At 67.6% G+C, this 20,222-nt stretch carries 15 protein-coding genes and 4 pseudogenes; 11 read left to right on the forward strand and 8 right to left on the reverse strand.

Annotated features, from left to right (window positions below):
* Positions 1–68: 68 nt before the first annotated feature.
* A complete protein-coding gene (locus SSOG_RS47085; RefSeq protein WP_154686016.1) occupies positions 69–695 on the forward strand; it encodes an SMI1/KNR4 family protein in 627 nt (208 codons plus the stop codon).
* A gap of 315 nt (positions 696–1,010) precedes the next feature.
* Complete coding sequence (locus tag SSOG_RS36560) at positions 1,011–2,123, forward strand: integrase core domain-containing protein (protein ID WP_039942277.1); 1,113 nt, start codon at positions 1,011–1,013, stop codon at positions 2,121–2,123.
* A 210-nt stretch (positions 2,124–2,333) separates the two neighbouring features.
* On the opposite strand, the pseudogene SSOG_RS36565 reads toward SSOG_RS36560, so the two are convergent.
* A pseudogene (locus SSOG_RS36565) lies at positions 2,334–3,432 on the reverse strand (integrase core domain-containing protein).
* A 124-nt stretch (positions 3,433–3,556) separates the two neighbouring features.
* Between SSOG_RS36565 and SSOG_RS36570 the strand changes: the two are divergent.
* Positions 3,557–3,940: pseudogene (locus tag SSOG_RS36570) on the forward strand (transposase); the annotation flags it as partial.
* Positions 3,941–4,221: 281 nt separating this feature from the next.
* Complete coding sequence (locus SSOG_RS36575; RefSeq protein ID WP_039939520.1) at positions 4,222–5,421, forward strand: serine hydrolase domain-containing protein; 1,200 nt, start codon at positions 4,222–4,224, stop codon at positions 5,419–5,421.
* Positions 5,422–5,665: 244 nt separating this feature from the next.
* Here SSOG_RS36575 and SSOG_RS36580 read toward each other — a convergent pair whose 3' ends face one another.
* Together SSOG_RS36580 and SSOG_RS36585 are read right to left on the reverse strand one after the other, a co-directional pair.
* The gene (locus tag SSOG_RS36580; protein WP_039939521.1) at positions 5,666–6,256 is read right to left on the reverse strand and encodes a transposase; all 591 of its coding nucleotides are present in this window, start codon (positions 6,254–6,256) and stop codon (positions 5,666–5,668) included.
* Positions 6,253–6,744 carry a winged helix-turn-helix domain-containing protein gene (locus SSOG_RS36585; RefSeq protein WP_167542529.1) on the reverse strand — a complete coding sequence of 164 codons (492 nt, stop codon included), beginning with the start codon at positions 6,742–6,744 and terminating at the stop codon, positions 6,253–6,255. The genes SSOG_RS36580 and SSOG_RS36585 overlap by 4 nt, the downstream gene beginning before the upstream one ends.
* Positions 6,745–6,881: 137 nt before the next feature.
* Between SSOG_RS36585 and SSOG_RS36590 the strand changes: the two genes are divergently transcribed.
* The 6 genes and pseudogenes from SSOG_RS36590 (at position 6,882) to SSOG_RS36620 (ending at position 15,614) form a co-directional block, all read left to right on the forward strand.
* The gene (locus SSOG_RS36590) at positions 6,882–8,042 is read left to right on the forward strand and encodes an IS701 family transposase (RefSeq protein WP_039939524.1); all 1,161 of its coding nucleotides are present in this window, start codon (positions 6,882–6,884) and stop codon (positions 8,040–8,042) included.
* Positions 8,043–8,383: 341 nt separating this feature from the next.
* Positions 8,384–9,520 (forward strand): annotated as a pseudogene (locus SSOG_RS36595) (IS701 family transposase); the annotation flags it as partial.
* Between the two features lie 786 nt (positions 9,521–10,306).
* Complete coding sequence (locus SSOG_RS36600) at positions 10,307–10,681, forward strand: SPDY domain-containing protein (protein ID WP_009719314.1); 375 nt, start codon at positions 10,307–10,309, stop codon at positions 10,679–10,681.
* 84 nt (positions 10,682–10,765) lie between these two features.
* Positions 10,766–11,056 carry a hypothetical protein gene (locus SSOG_RS36605; protein ID WP_009719315.1) on the forward strand — a complete coding sequence of 97 codons (291 nt, stop codon included), beginning with the start codon at positions 10,766–10,768 and terminating at the stop codon, positions 11,054–11,056.
* Between the two features lie 15 nt (positions 11,057–11,071).
* Positions 11,072–11,891: pseudogene (locus tag SSOG_RS36610) on the forward strand (SPDY domain-containing protein).
* 861 nt (positions 11,892–12,752) lie between these two features.
* Entirely contained in the window at positions 12,753–15,614 is a 2,862-nt protein-coding gene (locus SSOG_RS36620) for a tetratricopeptide repeat protein (protein ID WP_245606451.1), read from the forward strand.
* A 387-nt stretch (positions 15,615–16,001) separates the two neighbouring features.
* Here the strand turns inward: SSOG_RS36620 and SSOG_RS36625 are convergent, their stop codons facing one another.
* The 3 genes from SSOG_RS36625 to SSOG_RS36630 form a co-directional block, all read right to left on the reverse strand.
* On the reverse strand, positions 16,002–16,796 hold the full coding sequence (locus SSOG_RS36625; RefSeq protein WP_009719319.1) for an integrase core domain-containing protein: 795 nt from the start codon (positions 16,794–16,796) through the stop codon (positions 16,002–16,004).
* Positions 16,739–17,065, reverse strand: coding sequence for an integrase (locus tag SSOG_RS56660; protein ID WP_245606662.1), 327 nt, complete (start codon positions 17,063–17,065; stop codon positions 16,739–16,741). Before SSOG_RS56660 ends, SSOG_RS36625 begins: the two co-directional genes overlap by 58 nt.
* A gap of 402 nt (positions 17,066–17,467) precedes the next feature.
* Positions 17,468–17,911 (reverse strand): AAA family ATPase, encoded by a 444-nt coding sequence (locus SSOG_RS36630; protein ID WP_009719321.1) that lies wholly within the window; start codon positions 17,909–17,911, stop codon positions 17,468–17,470.
* A gap of 46 nt (positions 17,912–17,957) precedes the next feature.
* Between SSOG_RS36630 and SSOG_RS36635 the strand changes: the two genes are divergently transcribed.
* Positions 17,958–18,527 (forward strand): hypothetical protein, encoded by a 570-nt coding sequence (locus tag SSOG_RS36635; protein ID WP_009719322.1) that lies wholly within the window; start codon positions 17,958–17,960, stop codon positions 18,525–18,527.
* On the opposite strand, the gene SSOG_RS36640 is transcribed toward SSOG_RS36635, so the two are convergent.
* Complete coding sequence (locus SSOG_RS36640) at positions 18,513–18,776, reverse strand: hypothetical protein (RefSeq protein ID WP_039939532.1); 264 nt, start codon at positions 18,774–18,776, stop codon at positions 18,513–18,515. The genes SSOG_RS36635 and SSOG_RS36640 overlap by 15 nt on opposite strands.
* 1,052 nt (positions 18,777–19,828) lie before the next feature.
* A complete protein-coding gene (locus tag SSOG_RS57625; RefSeq protein WP_281048144.1) occupies positions 19,829–19,957 on the reverse strand; it encodes a hypothetical protein in 129 nt (42 codons plus the stop codon).
* Positions 19,958–20,222: the final 265 nt, after the last annotated feature.

Below are 20,222 nucleotides of genomic sequence, written 5' to 3' on the forward strand. Positions count from 1 at the left end.
ACGACTACCCGGTGGACATCGGGTAGTCGTGCCCCTCTTCCCTCTCGTCTACGCCAATGGAGGACACCATGAGTGACGTTCTGCCCGCCTGGACCGCCATCGCTGACTGGCTGGCGGTGCACGCGCCTGCCTCGCACGCCACCTTACGGCCGGGCGCTGCCGTGGCAGACGTTCGATCCGCAGAGAACGAGTTGGGCATGGGTCTGCCCGCCGACTTGGTGACGCTGCTGTTGGTGTGCAACGGAACGGTCGACGCCTCAGCCCTTGACCGCGACCCTGACGAGTACGATCCGGGCTTGTTTCTCGCCCAGCACCATCTGCTGCCGCTTGAAGAGATCGCGCAAGTCCGGGGTGGCGAAGGAAACACCGATCAGTTCTGGGGTTTCTGGGTTCCTTTCGCCGTCACCGACTACTCCCTCTCCCCGTGGGGCGGCCTGGCAATCGACGCCGAAGGCCGCCTCGCCACATTCAGCCAGGACAGCGGTGAGCCGTCGTCGGCACCGCTCACCACCCCCGGGTACGGATGCCTCAGCGATTTCCTGGACTCCGTGGCTGAAGCCTTAACCCAGGGCACCGGCCCGTTGATGGCCGAGGCCACACCCGGCATCCACCGGGGCGCGCTCGTATGGGGGCCGTTGCCAGGTGACGGCGCTCCGTGGACGCCGGCGCACCCGGAGCACGGCTCCATAGCCTGAAGGACGGCTTTCAGACTGCCGGCGATGGAGGAGAAGTGCAGGTCGGAGAGTCCGGGACAGCCGCTCTTCCATCCCAAAGACGTCGAGCTGCTCGTGCTAGGCCACGAGAGTGCTGTGCTGCGCCGCAGCGCCCCGAGACCACTGGTGGACTGGGCCGATCGCGAAATCTTACGGGGTTGGAATATTACGGGGAGCAGTCGGTGGTGGTTTGATGCAGCTCGATGCCCGCGCCGAGGCCTGAAGGGTGTCTTTATTGGCGTACGGTGGTTGACTTGGGGCTTTGCGATCGTCCAAGTATGGGCATGATCAGTGATCGTGGGTCTGCGACTGCTCTACTTGATCTTCTGCCGACTCTTGGGCTGCCTCCTCCTGGTGGGCCGATCGACCGCCGCGAACAACGCCGAGATCCTCGCGCTTCGCCATGAGGTCGCCGTGCTTCGTCGGCAGATCGAGAGCCCGCGGCTGTCATGGGCCGATCGTGCCGTGCTCTCCGCTCTCGCCCGCCAGCTGCCACCCGTCTTACGCCGTCATCGGCTGGTCACCCCGGGCACCCTGCTGAACTGGCACCGCCGTCTGGTGCGCTGGAAGTGGCGCCAACCCCCAACCGGCCCCGGCCGGCCACCGCTGTCGGAAGAAACTGCGGCGCTCATCCAGCGCCTGGCGCGAGAGAGCCCGACCTGGGGGTACGTCAGAATCCAGGGTGAGCTCCGACGGCTCGGCCATAGGGTTGCCGCCGCCACGATCCGACGTGTCCTGCGCCGCTCTGGTCTACCGCCCGCACCGCAGCGCGCGTCCCAGCAGACCTGGCGCTCGTTCCTCCGAGCCCAGGCCCACACGCTGCTGGCTTGCGACTTCATGCACGTAGAGACCGTCTTCCTCAAACGTCTCTACGTCTTCTTCGTCATGGAGATTGCCACCCGGCGCGTTCACGTCCTGGGCGTCACCGCCCACCCGACCGGCGCATGGGTCACGCAACTCGCCCGCAACCTGCTCATGGACCTCGAGGGCAGAGCCGGGCGCTTCCGGTTCTTCATCCGGGACCGGGACAGCAAGTTCACCACCGCCTTCGACGCTGTCTTCGCAGGCAATGGCACTGCCGTCATCCCGACTCCGCCGCAAAGCCCACGGTCCAACGCGTTCGCCGAACGATGGATACGCACAGCCCGCGCCGCATGCACCGACAGATTCCTCATCACCGGCGAACGACACCTGAGTACGGTCCTCACCAGGTACACCGAGCACTACAACTCCGGACGAGCTCACCGCAGCCTCGACCTACGTGCCCCAGACGACGACCCGAACATCATCCCCCTGCCCGCCGCCACGGTCAGGCGCACGCAGATACTCGGCGGACTGCTCAACGAGTACCACACCACGCCACCCCGACCACCTCACCATCCCCAGGAAACGCCCAGCTCAGCAGCCTGATCGGAATATTGACACCCTTCAGGGCTGTCGACGGCGGTGACGACGAAGATGTCGACGTCGGAGGAGGGCGGCAGCTCGGCATCGTCCGGCAGGCCGACGGTCGAGCCGCTAAAGTACGCGCCCCGATAGCCGGCATCGGGTTGGGCATGCTGGGCGACCCACTGGACCGCGGCGGAACGTTGCGCTTGCCGAATACCTCATCCGTACAGGTCACGCGGCATGTCTGTATTCGTGGAGGATGCCGCCAAGGCGGTCGTGGCGTCGTATGTCGAGCTGGCTTAGCTCGTCGGGATCGTCGATTGGTGTGGGCAGTGGGTGTAGTGGTCGGGCGTTCGCGATGCCCTGGTGCGGTCGGTGGGAGTTGTAGAACTCTTCGAACTCTCGCAGGGCGTGGAGTAGGTGGCGTTGGTTCCAGATCAAGGTTCGGTCCAGGAGCTCGCGGCGACAGGTCTGTATCCAGCGCTCCATGACCGAGTTCATTCTCGGCATCTGGATGCCTGTGAGGACGACTTCGATCTCCGCGTCCTTGAGGACGGCATCGAACAGCTGGGGGAATTTCCCGTCCCGATCGCGGATCATGAATCGCGTCCGGCAGGCGACGTCCTCGAGATCCATGATCAGGTTCTTCGCAGCTTGCGTTATCCAGGAGGCGGTCGGGTGTGCGGTGGCGCCCAGGATCCGGATGCGGCGACTGCTGTGTTCGATCACCGTGAGTACGTACATCCGCGCGCCGGACAAGGTGACCGTCTCAAAGAAGTCGCAGGCCAGGAGGGCGTCGGCTTGGGAGCGCAGGAAGTCGGCCCACGTGCTGGAGTTCCGGTCGGGCGCTGGATCGACGCCAGCTTCCTTCAGGATCTTCCAGACGGTCGATGCGGCCACCTTCACCCCCAGCGCGAGCAGTTCGCCGTGCAGACGACTGTACCCCCAGTCCGGATTCTCCCTGGCCAGACGCAGCGCCAGAATCCGGATGGAGCGCACTGTACGAGGTCGACCAGGTCGCTTGGGTCGAGATAAGGCTGCATGGCGGCGTGCGGCGAGGGCACGATGCCAGCGCAGCACCGTATCAGGACGCACGAGCAGCCGCACACGCCGCAGGGCGGGCAACGGCAGCCGGTGCAGCAGCGCTGCCAGAAAGGCTCGATCGCTCGGGCTGAACCGAACTTTTTCCTTGCCGAGTTGGCGTTCGAGCACCGTGATCTGATGTCGAAGGGCCAGAATCTCCGCATCCTTAGTCCCGGTCGCTCATCGGCAGCAGACGCAACACCGCGAACGCATTCGTCACACCCAGGTAGGCCAGTCGCAGTAGCACGATCGATCATCATGACGCGTGGCCCACCGACTACGCGAGAGCGCCGACTCGAGCGACCGAGGACGGTGACTGTGGGGCGTGGTGCAGGCCTCCGATCAGGGCGGATGACATTCTCGGCAAGCGCAGGGCCGACGGTCGTAAGGGCTTCTCCTGGAAGGACTTACGGGACTTGCTCACAGCCGCCCACACCCAGCTCGGCGGACCGATCGTGCTGGTCTGGGACAACGTCGGCCTGCACCTCAGTCGCGCGATGCGCGCCTGGATCACGGCTCGGGACTGGCTCACGGTGTTCCAGTTGCCGGCCTATGCACCGGACCTCAACCCCGTGGAGGGGATCTGGTCCAGCCTGCGGCGCACCAGCCTGGCCAACATCGCCTTCGCCGATTACACGCACCTGGTCACCGCAGTCCGCCGGGGCCTACGCCAGATCCAGTACCGGCCCACCATCATCACCGGCTGCCTCATCGGCACCGGCCTCGCCATAGGCCCTGGCGACATCACGCATTAATCCTCAGTATGTCTTCTGAGGAGTCAGTTGTCGCACCTCAGTGATGAGTCAATGACCGTCGCGGTCTCTCCTCTTCCGACGGGCAGATGGCTGCCTTCGAAGCTGTACTTGGCCTCACCCAGGGGGTCGGCACCACTACCAAGCGGGGGTTACCCCCATTACCTGCCGTGCCTCCACTGCGTAGCGTGATCGTCGTTCCCAGTTCTGTTCGATTCGATGGAGGAATAGCGACAATGAGGTACAGGCTTCGTCGGCGGGGTGGTCAGCAAGGGAAGCGCCTCGTGGCCCTGGCGACGTTCACCGCGGCGATTGTTTCGGGGATGATGGTGTCGGGAAGTGGGCCGGCCGTCGCGCACGCAGTGGTGGAGCCATCCGTTCGCAGTGCCACCGCGTCACTGCGAAGTGACCTCAAGAAATATCTGGACGCTCAGGGCACTAAGGATCATTTCTCAGCGGTCTCCCTTCGGGTGACCTATGCCGATCAGCGACCTGATATCTCGGTCGATGCGGGGACGTCCCGCTACGGCGGTGGTCGACCGGTGAACAGCAAGGCGCTGTGGCAGATAGGCAGCAACGCCAAGGCCTTCACGTCCGTGCTGCTGCTTCAACTGGAGGCCGAAGGAAAGCTGTCCATACGGGACAAGCTGGGAAAGTGGCTTCCCCAGTATCCGGCGTGGCGCGATGTCACCATCAAGCAATTGCTGTCGATGACCAGCGGCATCCCCAGCTACACCGAGCAGAATGCGTTCCTGAAGGATTTCGACGCCAATCCCTCCACGCGCTTCACGCTGGAGCGCCTGATGTCCTATGTGGAGGGCCTGCCACTGGGTCCCGCGAAGTACGAGTACTCGAATACGAACTACCTCCTCGCGCAGATGATTGTCGAACGAGCGTCGCACGATACTTACCATGAGCGGCTCGCCGAGCGCATCATCGAACCTCTCGGAATGAACGACACCTGCCTCCCCCCGGACTGCCCTCCGGACACGGCCTCGCGCATGCCGACGCCGTACTCCACCCATTCCGTCCTGCCGAAGCATCTCAACAAGTCACTTCCTCGGCTCCGCCTGTCCTGGGCGCAGGGGGCGGGTGGCCTGGTGAGTTCACTGAGAGACATGACGGCTTGGGACAGGGCGCTGTACAGCGGTCGACTGCTGCCCTCAGCGCAGCAGCGCGAGCTGGAGTCCCTGGTCTCGGCGAAGACGAGTAAGCCCATCAAGAGCGTCACGGCCGACGATCCCATTGGTTTCGGGCTCGGTGTCGTGAAGTTCGTCCATCCTGTGGCCGGGACGGTCTGGGCCTATGAGGGGGCCACTTTTGGAAACCGGGTGCTGCACATGTACTTCCCGAAGACTGGCATGATCATTGCCATTGCTGTCAACAGCGCCGTTGGCGAAGGGGACACGCTGCCCGACCTCGCCGGTACCGTCTACAAGACTCTTTCGGCGCAGAAGGCACAGGCTCTCCCACGGCACCAGTAGCCCCGGAGCCAGCTGCGTGACTTCCAGGTAGCTGCACTGCGAGGTCTGAGCTCCCTTCTTCCTGAGCTTGGCCTTTAACGTCGCAGGTCACTCGGCCTGCTGAGGCCCCGGGAATCGGCAGGCCGTGATGCGGCCATTCTTCGCGGTGGCGACGAGGTACGACAAGCTCGCCGTCCGCTATGAGACGACCGTGCTGGTCGCGGCCATCAACGAATGGCTGTGACCAGCACTTTCGAAACACGCCCTACTGAGCTTTTCGTAAGTTCGGTGGGTGTGGTGGGTGGATGGTCAGGCCGGTGTGGGCGAGGAAGGACCAGGGCAGTTGCTGGATGCGGTTGATGCGGTGGATGCCCTGTTCGGTGGCATCGGCAACGTCGGCGAGGTGGTCGCCGGCGAGGTTGGCGAGTTCGCGCTTCTTGAGCGAGGACCACAGTAGTTTCACCGGGTTCAACTCCGGTGCATAGGCGGGTAATCGCTCCAGGGTGAGCCAGTCCTGTTCGGCGACCCAGGCTCGCATCGCCCGACTCCAGTGGGCGGACAGACGGTCCCAGACGAGGACTACCTGTTCTCCGCGGTAGAAGACCTTCACCTGTTCCAGGACCTCGATGAGGGCGGGAGTGTCGTAGGTTCCGGGCTTGAGGTGAAAGCACAGACGGGGACCGCGATCGGGGTCGCCGGCGTGGTAGCCCAGGGCCGCGGCCATCGACGCGCGTTTCCAGTTCAGTCGGTGTCGCAGGACAGGTGTGCGACCGCGGGGTGCATAGGTGCGGCGGACCTGTGGCAGCAGCGAGACGCCTGATTCGTCGAGGAACACGATCCAGGCACGTGTGTTCACCGCCCCTTTTTGATACGCGGCCACTCGTGCGCGATCCAGCGGGCGATCTCGGACTCCTCCCGCTCCCGGGCGCGACGCTCGGGCCGCTGCAGGCTCCACCCCAGCCGGCCGGTCAACAGCCGCCACACCGAAGCCCGCGACAACGACACCCCCGTCACCCGATCGACCACCACGCCGACCCGTTCCAAGGTCCACAGATCGGCCTCGAAACCATGGGCTCGGGCGCCCCGCTCCAACGCGGCCCGGACCGTCTCGACCTGGTCGTCGTCCAGCTTCGGCGGGCGGCCGGTGGCCGCACGGCGACGCAGGGCCGAAGCACCTTCTTCCTCCCACACGCGCCGCCACCGCCGCACGCTCTCGGAACACACGCCCACCGCCCGCGCGATCTCTGCATTCGAGGCGCCCTCCTCGAACAACTCGACCGCCCGAACACGACGCGCCTCCGCCAACTGCGGCCGCGACAAAGGAGGAACGGAAGAACCGGCCACGGAGGACGAAGGTCGATAAGCCACCCGGACAGCCTCTCACCGACGAAGACACCACACCCACCGAACTTACGAAAAGCTCAGTAGTACTGCAACGGTGCTTGCCGTGACTGGTGGCCAGTTGGCTCGTTGAGGCGGTTATGGGTGGGGACCTTGCTGATGTCAGGTTGTGGGCGGGTGAGCTCGAGGCGGTGCATGAGCGGTTTGTGCACCGGTTCAACAGGTCGGAGCCGCGGGAGTCGGCGTTGGCGTATATGCGGGGGCTGGTCGCGCCGCTGGAGCGGAAGAACGGCTGGACGCTGGCGGAGGAGGCCGGTCATGGCAGTCCCGATCGCATCCACCGGCTGCTGAACCGGATCGAGTGGGACGCCGACGAGGTCCTGGATGACGTGCGGGACTACGTCGTGGAACACCTCGGTGACCGTGAAGCCGTTCTGATCGTCGATGACACCGGCTTTTTGAAGAAGGGTGTCCGTTCGGCCGGGGTCCAGCGGCAGTACTCCGGCACCGCGGGACGCACCGAGAACTCCCAGATCGGGGTCTTCCTCGCCTACGCCACTGGCCGCGGACGCACGCTGATCGACCGACGGCTGTACCTGCCCACGTCGTGGACGGATGACCGTGAGCGATGCCGGCGGGCGGGCATCGAGGACAGCGTCGCCTTCGAGACGAAGGGGGCGATGGCCAAGGCGATGGTCCGCCGGGCCACCGCGGAGAAGATCCCGTTCGGCTGGGTGACGGCGGACGCCGCCTACGGCTTCAGCAAGGGCTGGCGGTTCGAACTGGAGCAGGCCGACGTCTTCCACGTCATGGCCACCACGCGGCACGACACCGTGGTCACCCGCTGGGCACTGGACCACCCCGTCCACGACCTGTTCCCCGCTCTGCCCCGGCAGAAGGGGAAACGCCGCTCCTGCGGTGAGGGAGCCCACGGCCGGCGGATCTATGACTGGGCCCGTGTCGAGGTCAGGCCCTGGCACCGCGAGGACCGCCGGCACTGGGTGATCGCCCGCCGCAGCGTGAGCAGGCCCGAGGAGATCTCCTACTACATCGCCTACTGTCCCGCCGACACCACGCTGGACGAGCTGATCCGCATCGCGGGCAGCCGATGGGCGGTCGAGGAGTGCTTCCAAACGGCGAAGCAGGAGTGCGGCCTGGACGACTACCAGGTCCGCCGCTATCCCGGCTGGCACCGTCACATGACCCTCGCCATGGCCGCCCACGCCTGCCTCACCGTTCTGCGGGCTCGCCAGCTGGACACGGAGAAAGCAGAAACGGATCCTCCCAGCTCGTTCGCCTGAGCCTCGCCGAGATCCGACGACTGATCACCCGGCTCACCGACCGTCGTCCCACCCCGGTCGGTCACATCCTGCACTGGTCGACATGGCGCCGCAGGCGCCAACACCAAGCTCGCCTCAGTCACTACAAACGGCGTGGCCACAGCCCCTGAAAACTGCCCAGCGATCAGAACAAGCACCGTTGCAGTACTAGTACTCCAGCAGCGTTTCGCTATCTGGCCTAGTCAGAGGCATCGTCGGGAGTGTAGTTGGCTGCTGGCATGTCAGGGGCGGTCTTGCCGGACCGCCCCTCCAACGAATGACATCGAGAACTGTCTGCGCGGTGATGAGGGCAGCCTCCCCGTGTGATCGACGACCTTGCCGACGCGACCTGGGACCGTGAACTCGACGACCTCTTCCTGCGCATCGGCCACCGTTTCGGCCGCGCCGACCTGCGACGCCGCATGCGTGACTACGTCCGCGCCCTGCTTGGCCCGGTCGGCCGCAAAAACAGCTGGCAACTGGCCGAACACGCAGGCCACTGCACCCCCGACGGCCTGCAACGGCTACTGAACGGAGCCACCTGGAACGCCGACGACGTCCGCGACGACCTGCAGACATACGTCGCCGACAAGGTCGGCGAGGCCGACGGAGTCCTCATCCTCGACGACACCGGCTTCATCAAGAAAGGCACCACCTCCGCGGGCGTGCAGCGCCAGTACTCCGGCACCGCCGGCCGCACCGAGAACTGCCAGATCGGCGTCTTCGCCGCCTACGCCACCACCCGCGCACGCGCCCTGGTGGACCGCGAGCTGTATCTGCCCAAGTCCTGGACGGACGACCGCGAACGCTGCCACGCCGCCAAGATCCCCGACGAACGGACCTTCGCCACCAAACCAGAGCTGGCCAGGGCAATGGTGCTGCGCGCACTCGCCTCCCCGCTGCCGATCGCCTGGGTGACTGCGGATGCCGCCTACGGCCAGGAGTGGCGCTTCCGCCAGATGCTGGAAGAAGCCGCGGTCGGCTACGTGCTCGCCGTCCCGAAGTCCCAGCCGGTGCCTCGCTTCGGCCGGATCGACTATCTCTTCAGCCAGGCGCCGGATGAGGCATGGGAGCAACGTTCGTGCGGCGACGGCGCCAAGGGCCCGCGCGTCTATGACTGGGCGGCCGTCCAGCTCCCGGTGACCGAGGACTTCGACGGTGAGCGGCCCACCCATCACCGCTGGGCGCTGGCCCGGCGCAGTATCAGCAGACCCGATCAGATCGCCTACTACCTCGCATACGCGCCGGTGGGCGCCGGCGTCGACCGGCTCGTGCGCGTTGCCGGGCGCCGGTGGGCGATCGAGGAATGCTTCCAGGCCGCGAAGAACGAGTGCGGCCTGGACCAGTACGAAGTCCGCCGCTACGTCGGCTGGATGAGGCACATCACCCTGGCCATGCTCGCGCACGCCTTTCTCGCGGCCACGGCGGCACAGGCAGCGGCAAAAGGGGGTGCAGAAACGATTCCACCATGGTCCCGCTCACCGTGGCAGAAGTCCGCCGGCTCCTGGCAACTGGCCTCGCACACCGACCCGCCCACCGCTTCGCACCCACGCAATGAGCTGGTCCCAGTGGCGGCGCAGACGTCAGGCCGTCGCCAGGCACTGCCACTACCGGCGACGATGTCATTCGTTGGAGGGGCGGTCCGGCAAGACCGCCCCTGACATGCCAGCAGCCAACTACACTCCCGACGATGCCTCTGACCAGGCCAGATAGCGAAACGCTGCTGGAGTGCTAGTTACTGTGCCTCGACACCGGCCCTCCCACAGGAGGCGCAGGCGCTGCTCGTGTGTGCGGCGGAGCCCACCGCGCCGACGTAGCCGACGGGCAGCGTGAGAGCCCGGCGCAGGAGAGGGAGTCGAACTTGGCGTCGTTGGTGAGGACGCAGATGGCTGTAGGGGCACTGACCATCGTGCGTTCCAGGTAGCGGTGGGGCCAGTCGACACGGACGCTGCTGACGCCCACCTGCGCTCTGCTTGCACGGTAATACCTCGACGTACGGCACGGCCCCGTCCGCCCCAGCAGGTACGGCCATACAAAACCCCAGCGCGCTCACCCCTCACGACTAGATTCACTGTCAGAGAAGCCGAGACGACTGGGTTCGATGTCAAACGACTCGATTGGATGACAGAGGACAGCAGTTCGCCGGGGGCAGAAAGGGAAGATCGCGGAAAGACTGGCAAGGCGGGCGGGAGCATGTCAACGTAGACGACCTTGCAAGAAACCCCAGGTCAGAGAGGTGATTGCCCGTGACCGTGGCGCCAGTGAGCCCCGGTTTCTCCACCACGATCGAGGCCCTGCGGCTTCGGGAGTGGCAACTCGGCCCCGGCCAGCCCACGCTCGTGACAGATCAGTTCTCTGCGGACGACTTCCACCTGATCGTGGACGACCGCGCGGACGTGCATGTCAGCTCGAAGGATGGGCGCTTCTACCTCGGGTGGTTTCCGAACGGCCGTCCCGGCACGGACGGAGAGGGATGGACGATCGCCGTCACCGGCACGGCCAAGGTGCGCGGCTTCCACATGTCGTTCGATACCGAGACGCCGGCCGATATCGTCGCGGCCGCTGTAGCGCGCGTGCTGGAGACCTCACGCCGCGTACGACAGCCAGGCACTCACGAGTAGTCCTCGCTTGGCGGTTGGCCGGCTGGCTGCCGGTCACCCGCTCCATTCATGGTTCACCGTTCCCTTCACCCCAGGAGGCTGTTCGTGACGTCCCCGGAGATGACCGTCGGCGATCTCATCGACTTGCTGTCCGCCTGCGACCGGAGCGTTCCGGTCCGTCAGGCCATGAACCCGTTCTTTCCGATGGCGCACTGCTTGGCGCAGGTCGTGCAGTCGGTGGACGAGACCGGCCGGACCGTCGTCTACCTCGCCGAAGGGCGGGACGAGGACGCGCAGCTTGGCCATCTGCCGCCCGAGGTCGCCGTCGCCCTGACCTGGCAGGGCCCGGTCCAGGCGCCCCCGCGCCGCCCCCGCCGCCGTGCCGGCGGCAACTAGACCCGCACCGAGCCCTTGGAGGCGCCCCTGTACCCCGACTTCCCGCTCGACCCGTCCACTCCGCGCGGCGGCCAGCCCGCGTTCTGGGTCGGTCCCCGGCACCTGGCCGGTGATGATGGGCGCCTCTACGACGCCGTCGCCGACACGCTTTCCGGTCTGGGTTGGACGAGCCTGACGATCGTCCGCGGTCGGCACGAGCCGGACGAGGAGCCGGAGGACCGTCAGGTCCTGCGCAGCACCGTCCTGCACATCAGCCCCGACACCCTCCGATGGGCGCAGTGGAGCCTTGCGGACGAGCCGTTCCACCTGGGGGAGCTGCCGATCGCCTGGCAGATCTCCGCCCGCGCCGAGACGAGCAGCCCGCTCGCTCAGTGGTCGGCCTACTTCACCCTTGATGTCCCCGGCGAGGCCGTGTCCGACTTCCTCGTCGCGCTCGACGCCCGCGACCAGCTCGCCATGCCGCTTGTCGGCCCCGAGCTGGTCCTTGACGCCGTCGCCGCACACGGGTGGCTCCGCGACATCGACCTGTCCCAGGAGGCAGCGACGGACCCGACGTTCACCTCGCACCTCAGCCTCGGCGAGGTGCCGCCGCTCATCCAGGACGCCGACCCGCGCGCCCTGACCACCGGGGCCGACGAGGCGGGACCGGCCGGATGGCAGGCATGGGCCGAGCCCGCGCTCGGCGCACCCTGTCTGTGGGCGGGCCTCCTTCGCCGCAAGCGTCCCGCACGACCTCGTGGCCGCCTTCGCCGCCTCCCTTAGCTCGCCCGCGCCGGTGCTGCGCCGCGTGCTGCCCGAGGCCACCCGAGAGCGACTGCTGCGGGCGCCGGCCTAGCGCTCGGCAGTGCCCTTCAGCTCGACGTTAGATGCCCGGTCCTCCCGAATGGGGGCCGGGCTTCTGGCATCTCCCTCCGGGGCTCGGGCAGGCCAAGGCGTTGGAGAACGACCTCGGCGACGAGCGCAAGGCCAAGATCACTGCAAGGACGCAACGGCGTAAACCACACGCGCGGCCGAGCAACAGGGCGCTACGCGCCGTCCCGGGAAACGCCCGATTCCGGGGCGGCATTTCATACGAATTGGTGGGCCGACAGCCGATCGGCGGGCATGCTGTAGGGAGAAGGGGAGGGCAGCATGACGCGGGGATGGAAGATTACGGTCATTGTGCTGGCGGCGGCGGGAGTGGTCTCCACGCCGCTGTTCTGGCTGCTGGGCAGTCCCGGTGCGGGCGATCTGGCCGGGGCCTCTATTCAGGCCGCCGTCGGTATCGCGGCCCTGGTCTGGGCGCTGTTCCAGCCCGCGGGAATCCGGACAGAGGATACGGCTATCCGGACCGGACCGGCGCGCGCGAGCAGTGGGGGCAGGGCGACCGCGGGGATCAGGCGCCCCCAGGGCCGTGGCAGCGGATCAGCGAGGGCGGAGGACACTGGGAACGCCACCGCGACCGGCGACGGCAGCAGTGCCACTAGCGGCATCGACTACACCTGATCGGCCCGTCCACAGCGCAGGCGGTAAGGACGAGGGAAGTGACGATCGCATGAGCCGAGAAGACGCGCGCCGGCCCGGTCGCGACGACGCCGGCCCACACATCACGGTGACCGGCACTGGGGACGCCACGGCCACTTCCGGGGGCATGGCGGTGACCGGATACCGCGGCCCGGCCCCGGGAACCGGCCGCGATCCTCTCCTCTCGGCACACGTGTCCCACACTGGGGACGGGAACGCCGCCACGGGCGGATTCGTCAACACCGGCTACATCGGTGCGCTGACCATGCAGCAGCGTGGACCCCAGGAACCGGCCGACTGGCCGCACCAGGTAGGCGTCATCCCGCCCGCGGCGCGGTCCTTCCTGCACCGTGCCGAGGCCGACCGCCTACGGGCGAGGGTCGACGGTGGCGGCACGGCCGTGCTGACCCAGCTGCTGACCGGCATGGGCGGGGTGGGCAAGACCCAGCTCGCCGCCGACTACGCCCGCACCGCCTGGGACGACGCCGGGGAGATGGGCGGTCTGGACGTCCTGGTCTGGGTCACCGCGAGCGCCCGCTCCCCCATCGTGACCGGATATGCCCAGGCTGGCGTCGAGCTGTGCCGGGCCGACCCCAACGACCCCGAACGGGCAGCGCGGACGTTCCTGGCCTGGCTGGCCCCGAAGGCCGGAGCGAAGCCATGCCGGTGGCTGATCGTGCTGGACGACGTCATCGACCCCGCCGACCTGCACGACCTGTGGCCCCCCGCCAGCCCTCACGGCCGCACCCTGGTCACCACCCGCCGTCGGGACGCCGCCCTCGACCCGGACGGCCGCCACACCATCACGATCGGCCTGTTCACGAAGGACGAAGCCCTCACCTACCTCACCACCTCCCTGACCGGCCGCGATGAACCCACCGACGAGCTCACCGCCCTGGCCGAAGACCTCGGGCACCTGCCCCTGGCACTCGCCCAGGCCACCGCCTACCTCATCGACACCGGCGAGAGCGTGGCCGCCTACCGCCGCCTGCTGGCCGACCGAACCACCACACTCGGCGCCATCGCTCCTGGCGCTTTGCCCGACAACCAGGTTCTCCCCCTGGACGCCGCCTGGTCCCTGTCCATCGACCGCGCGGACACCCTCCGCCCCGCTGGCCTGGCCCGCCCCATGCTCCAGCTCGCCGCGATGCTGGACCCCAACGGCATCCCGCACACGGTTCTGACCAGCGAGCCCGTCCTGACCTACCTCACCGCGCACCGCACGCGGGCCGGTGAGGGCCCCGTCGGGGAGCAGGCCCCGGTCTCCGCCCGGGACGCGGTGCATGCCCTGCGGGCCTTGCATCGGCTCAGCCTCATCGACCACACCCCCGACACTGCGCACCAGGCCGTCCGTGTACACCAGCTCATCCAGCGCGCCACCCGCGACGCCCTCACCCCTCACCAGCACGATCAGCTCGCGCGTACCGCCGCCGACGCCCTCGTGGCCGCCTGGCCCGACATCGAACGCGACACCGAACTCGCCCAGACCCTGCGCGCCAACACCACCGCCCTCACCGGCCACGCCGAAGACGCCATGTACCCATCCGACGGTGTCCATGGGGTGCTCATCTACGCCGGCTACAGCCTGGGCCATGCTGGCCAAGTTGCTGCCGCCATAGAGTATTTCCACCGCATGGCCGATGTCGCCCACGGCCGTCTGGGGCCGGACCACCCCGTCACCCTCACCATCCGGGGTGAACTTTTCCGCTTCCGGGGTGAGGCGGGGGATGCCGCCGGGGCCGTTACCGCCTTCGCCGAGCTATTGGAGGACGTGGTGCGCGTCCTCGGCGATGACCACGCTTACACCCTCGCCACCCGGCACCATCTCGCCCGCTCCCGGGGTGAGACGGGGGATGCCGCCGGGGCCGTCACCGCCTTCGCCGAACTGCTGAAAGACGTGGTGCGCGTCCTCGGCGATGACCACGCCTACACCCTTGCCACCCGGCACAACCTCGCCCGCTTTCGGGGGGAGATGGGGGATACTGCCGGGGCTGCGACTGCCCACGCCGAACTGCTGGAGCACAAGGTGCGAGTGTTGGGCCCGGACCACCCCGACACCCTCACCGCCCGGGGTGAACTCGCCCGCGTTCGGGGTCAGGCGGGGGATCGCGCCGGAGCCGCGGCCGCCTTCGCCGATCTGCTGGAGGACATGGTGCGGGTGTTGGGCCCGGACCACCCCGTCACCCTATCGACGCGGGGCAACGTTCTTCACTTTCGGAGTGAGGCGGGGGACGCGGCCGGAGCCGCAGCCGCCTACGCCGAACTGCTGGAGGACATGGTGCGGGTATTGGGCCCGGACCACCCCGACACCCTCACCACGCGGCACAATCTCGCCTACTGGCGGGGGGAGGCGGGGGACGCGGCCGGAGCTGCGGCCGCCTACGCCGAGGTTCTCGCCGATCGGGTGCGCGTGCTCGGCGATGACCACCCCTCCACTCTCACCACCCGGGGCAATATCGCCTACTGGCGGGGGGAGGCGGGGGACGCGGCCGGAGCTGCGGCCGCCTTCGCCGAGCTTCTCACCGACCGCGTGCGCGTGCAGGGCGACGACCATCCCGACACCCTCGACACCCGGCGCTACGTCGCCCGCTGGCGGGGAAGGGCGGGGGACGCGGCCGGGGCCGTCACCGCCTACGCCGAACTGCTGAAGCACATAGTGCCAGTGCTCGGCGATGACCACCTCGACACCCTCACCACCCGGGGCAATCTCGCCTACTGGCTGGCGGAGGCGGGGGACGCGGCCGGAGCCGCGGCCGCCTTCGCCGAGCTCCTCACTCACCGCGTGCGCGTGCAGGGCGACGACGATCCCAAAACCCTCACCACGCGGCACAATCTCGCCCACTGCCGGGGAAGGGCGGGGGACGCGGCCGGAGCTGCGGCCGCCTTCGCCGAGCTCCTCAGCGACCGTGTGCGCGTGCAGGGCGATGACCATCCCGACACCCTCGACACTTGGCGCTATGTCGCCTACTGGCGGGGAAGGGCGGGGGATGCGGCCGGAGCCGCGGCCGCCTACGCCGAGATGCTGAAGCACATAGTGTCAGGTGCTGGGCGATGACCATCCCGACACTCTCACCACCCCGCCCTATGTCGCCTACCGGCTGGGGACGCGGCCGTTGATGAATCGACCGAGTCCGGGACAGTCGCCCTCCAAGGCGGCCCGGCGGCGAAAGCCGTCTCGGAAGGCGTCCCGAAACCGCGGGAGGCCGGATGGAAGCGGTCGGGGTATTCGGGACGGCCGCGCGGTGGCCGGACGGGAAAGAGAACACGTGAACGGCTACCTGGACGAGAGCGCCCGCGCCGAGCTCATCGAACGCGAGCCCTGCCCGCGCCGCGGGACACCGCAGGGATCGGCGTGCCGGGCCAACTCCGGCCGTCGCCATCGACTACCCCCGTAGCGCTTCAGAATGGCTTCAGTGGTTGTGAGCTGGGATTTTTCCTATGGTCAGCTGGCTCGGTGGTACTCGTTGATGAGGCCTGCGACGGCTTGTCGGCGTTTGATCCGGGCTGCAGGCAGGGGGATGACGTTCGGATTGTCGCTGGGCGCGAGTTGGTCACGGCCTTGGTGCGGTCGGTGGCTGTTGAAGTGGTGTGCGTAGTCGTGGAGGATCTTCTCGGCGTGGCCACGGTCGAAGAGCAGGACACGGTCGGTGCACTCTTCCCGTGCTGAGCGGATGAAGCGTTCTGCGTGTGGGTTGCAGTTGGGGCTGCGTGGAGGGACCTTGGCCACGGTGATGTCCTCACTGGCGAACACGGCGTCGAAGGTGGCGGTGAACTTCGTGTCCCGGTCGCGGATGATGTGAGTGAATTCGGCGGCTCGATCGCCGAGTTGCCACAGAAACTGCCGGGCCTGCTGAGTGGCCCATGCGGCGCTGGGGTGGGCGGTGACGCCGAGGATATGGACGGTGCGGGTGCGCACCTCCATGATGAATAGCGCGTAGAGCCGCTGCAGGTCGATGGTGTCGACATGGAAGAGATCGGTGGCGAGCAGGCCGCTGGCCTGGGCTTTGAGGAACGCTGCCCACTCACCGCGCGCCGGCTGGCGGCGCGGCGCGGGACGGAGACCGGCGGCGCGCAGCACCCGACGGACGGTGGCGGGGCTGACCTTGTGTCCGAGGCGGCGCAGTTCGCCGTGTGCGCGTCGGAATCCCCATCGGGGGTTCTCGGTGCCGAGCTGGATGATCAGGTTGCGGATTTCCTTCGGCGGGGCGGTCGCCCGGTAGGCGGCGGCTGCTTCCACTTCTGCTTCACCAGACGCCGGTGCCAGGCCAGCAGGGTGCGCGGGGAGACGATCCGGCGTTCGCGCAGGGTTTGGGGGATCAGCCGGGTCAGAACGGCGAGCAGCGCGCGGTCCGGCCATCCGGGCTTGGGCGCGGTGACCTGTCGACGCAGAACCGCGAGCTCGTGCCGAAGGATCAGTATCTCCGCATTCTTGGCCGCAGAAGATCGAGACATCAGGAGCAGCCACGCGAAGATTCGCGTGCCGATGAGGTAGACAAGTCGAACCATCACGAGGGCTGATCATGCCGGGTACCTGCTGGTCAGTTGCGTTGCCTCAGGTCAAACCCGGTGAAGCCATTTTGGAGCCCTACGGCCTGGCCGATCACGGCGGAACCCGGCGAACGCTCAGCCGCAACTTCACGTGCGCGGAGAGGGTGCCGTGGGCGGCCATGTCGTCGATGGGTCGCCCGGTAGTCCCGATTTCTCGATGCCCCGAAGCCCCCCTCCCCTGGGGGACCCGTGCTGGTCGAACGCCTCGCGGACCAGTCGCCTACGCGGTGCGGTCACAGTGTGAGGTCGGTCCGGGGGAAGGAGACGCCCTGGACGTTGCGCTGACGATCGATGAGCCGGGGTGGCCTGAGTGGTCGGACGCGTACCCGCGGCTGACGGGCAGGGCCCTGTGGCTGCGGGTCACCAGTTCCGTGACGCTTGAGTTGTGACGGTGTGTGTACACGACTGGCGTTGCTGCTGTCGGTACCAGCGTGTGACTACGGCGTCCATGCCGGGCTGCCGCATGTCCCTGACCCTCTGACGTACTACCTGCTCGCCGGGGTCGACCACGATGACCTTGGCCTTGAGCCGCTTGTACTTCGCGAGAGCTTTGGCGCTCGGCTGGATGTGGTTGACGTACACATCGGTGGTGTCGAGGTGTTGGTACGCCTCGTTGAGGGCGGCGAACCTGGCGCGGTGCACGACCTTGAGCAGGGTCTCGCTGTGCGCGTGATGGTCAGCGCCGGGCCCGGCCATGGCGAGGGCCATCAGGTCCAGGTCGATGACTATGTCCTGGGGCTTGGCGTGCGCGCGGATCCAGCTGGATTTGCCAGCGCCGGGCGGGCCGGTGACGACGTAGAGCATCAGTTCACCTCGCCGCCTTGCGCTCCCCTGGTGTTAGATCGCCGTCATGGACGTGAGTACGGGGACCGCCGCCATGCGCGCCACAATGAAGGCCGCAAGCCTGCTCAAGCCGCATGCTGGGGGCGGCGCGAAGCTAGGGAGCCGCGCGGAGCGCCGGGAGGTCTACGCCCGGTTCATCGCTGCGTCGATCAGTTCGGTAGGGCTGGCACAGCACGCAGAGTTCCAGAAGACGCGCTATCCGTTCCTCATGCGGGACCGGGCCATAGACAAGCTGGAAGATCTGAAGCGGTCGGTCGGGGTGGAGATGATGCAGTCGTACGCCGAGGTGCGCCTTGTGGCCAACCCTGTGCCGCTGGAGGCAGCTGGACGGGTCATGGCCGATCTTGACCTTGTATTCCGTTGCGTGGACCGCAGCCAGCGGGAAATGGATGCGGCGTTGGATCGGCTCGCCCGGGCACAGGATACGTTCATCCAAGCCAGCCGGGATGACCTGTGGTACCTGCCGAGGTGGTGGCAGGTGTGGCGACCGGCGTGGTGGGGTGCTCGGTGGCGGGCGGTACGGGGCCCGAAGCGCATCGTGCTTGGTACGGAGGGGCAGTGGTCACCACCGTCGTGAGGTTCGGGGCTGGCGGACGGTGAGCCGGTTGCCGCGCGCGCTGTTGCACCGGCGGTGCGCGCTGCGGGGGTCGAGGAGGCTGCCCCCCTTGGACAGCGGCACGGCGTGGTCGAGGGTGAACGACCAGCGGTCGCGTGCGTCGAGGGTGGGGTCGATGTCGCGCCCGCAGACCCAGTACGGGAGGCCGAGGGCCTTCTGAGCGACGCCGAGGCGGCGGTAGCGGCGGCCGTTGCGGGGGTTGCCTGCCACGGCGCGCCTCCCTGCTGGGGGCGGTGTCACCCGGGCCGCCGCGGTCCCGGGTGACCCTTCACCGCCCCACTCGCCCGTGAGTGGTCTGGAACGCACTGCGGCCCCGCCTGGGGGTGGGCGGGGCCGCGGGGTGCGTCTGTGTCCGGGCACGCCGGACTTGCCGCCCACTGCGGGGCATGGGTGGGCTGGCGTGCAACTACATCGGCAGTGAGGGGATCGTGCCGCCGCCCCGCCGATGGTCGGCGGGGCGGGTGTCCGAGTCGTGATTGCGATGGAGCCCTGCTCGCGCTGCCGTAGTACAAGATGTGCCGATGGATCCGACTCTCGAAGGCGCGCTCATAGGCGCGGGTGCAACTGCCCTGGGCTCTGTCATCGCCTGGTTTGGTTCGCGAGCTCAGGCTCGGGCACAGCTGCGCTCGGTGACGTTGCAGTTTAGGGCGCAGCGATTCGACGTCCTGCAAGGGGCGCGGCGAGCGGCGTACGCCGAGTTTTTGCAGGCGGTTGAGCGGACTCGCGCATTGATCGGGGAGGCACACCAGGCCGAGTTGGACGACCGTGCCGAAGGGGTGCGTGGCGGTCGAGTTGTCAGGGTGCGCGCTGACGCGGCGCGCGAGTTGCTTGAGGACGCAATAGGTGAGCTACGCCGCCAGCAAGCCATGCTGAGGCTTTCTGTTACTAGGCAAGAGGCTGCTATTACTGACGGCCTGACCAGTCTGGTGCTTGGCGCTGTTTCGACTCTGGATGGGTGGCGGGCCGCTGAGTGGTCGAATGAGCCGGATCGATATGCATCGGATTGGGCAGACCCCCGCCTAGCTGTGCCGCAAGCCTTGGAAGAGATTGAGGAGAGAGTGGAGTACTTCGTCCAGGGGGCTCGCAGTTATCTGGAGGTCATCCCGGACCTCGAAGTACCGAGAGAGAGCACCTTGCAACGGTGGCGTGCGCGGAGGCTGGATCGCGAGTGGCGGCGTCAGGTTGGGGGGTAGGCCGATGCCCTTCGCGTGTGCTGAGGCCCTGCCGCGACGGGGGTGCGCGGCGGGGCCTCAGACCGGACGTTACTCGGCGTGGTCGCGCAGGGCGAGTACGACGGCGGTGGCGTCGTCCCGATAACCGTCCGCGTCCTCCCGGGCCGCGCTGACGAGGGCGGACGCGAGGGCCTGCGGATCCGCGGCGTACTCATGCACCAAGCGGACCAGGGCCCCGCGTCGTCCACCGCATCATGGACGCCCTCGCTGGTGAGGATGACGAGCGGGTCGTGCAGCTCGGTCTCGTACACCATGGCGACAGTCGCGTGAGCCAGCGTCGTCCGGACCCAGTTGGCATGCGCCTCGGCAACGTCCCACGGTGCGCCGTTGCACAGCAGGTGCTCCCGCATGCTGTGGTCCTTGCCGTACTGGCGGAGCCGCCGCCCGTTCCAGCCGTACGCGCGGCAGTCTCCCACCCAGGCGA

Origin of the sequence: Streptomyces himastatinicus ATCC 53653, assembly GCF_000158915.1 — a bacterium.
In the GTDB taxonomy this organism is placed as follows: Bacteria; Actinomycetota; Actinomycetes; order Streptomycetales; family Streptomycetaceae; genus Streptomyces; species Streptomyces himastatinicus.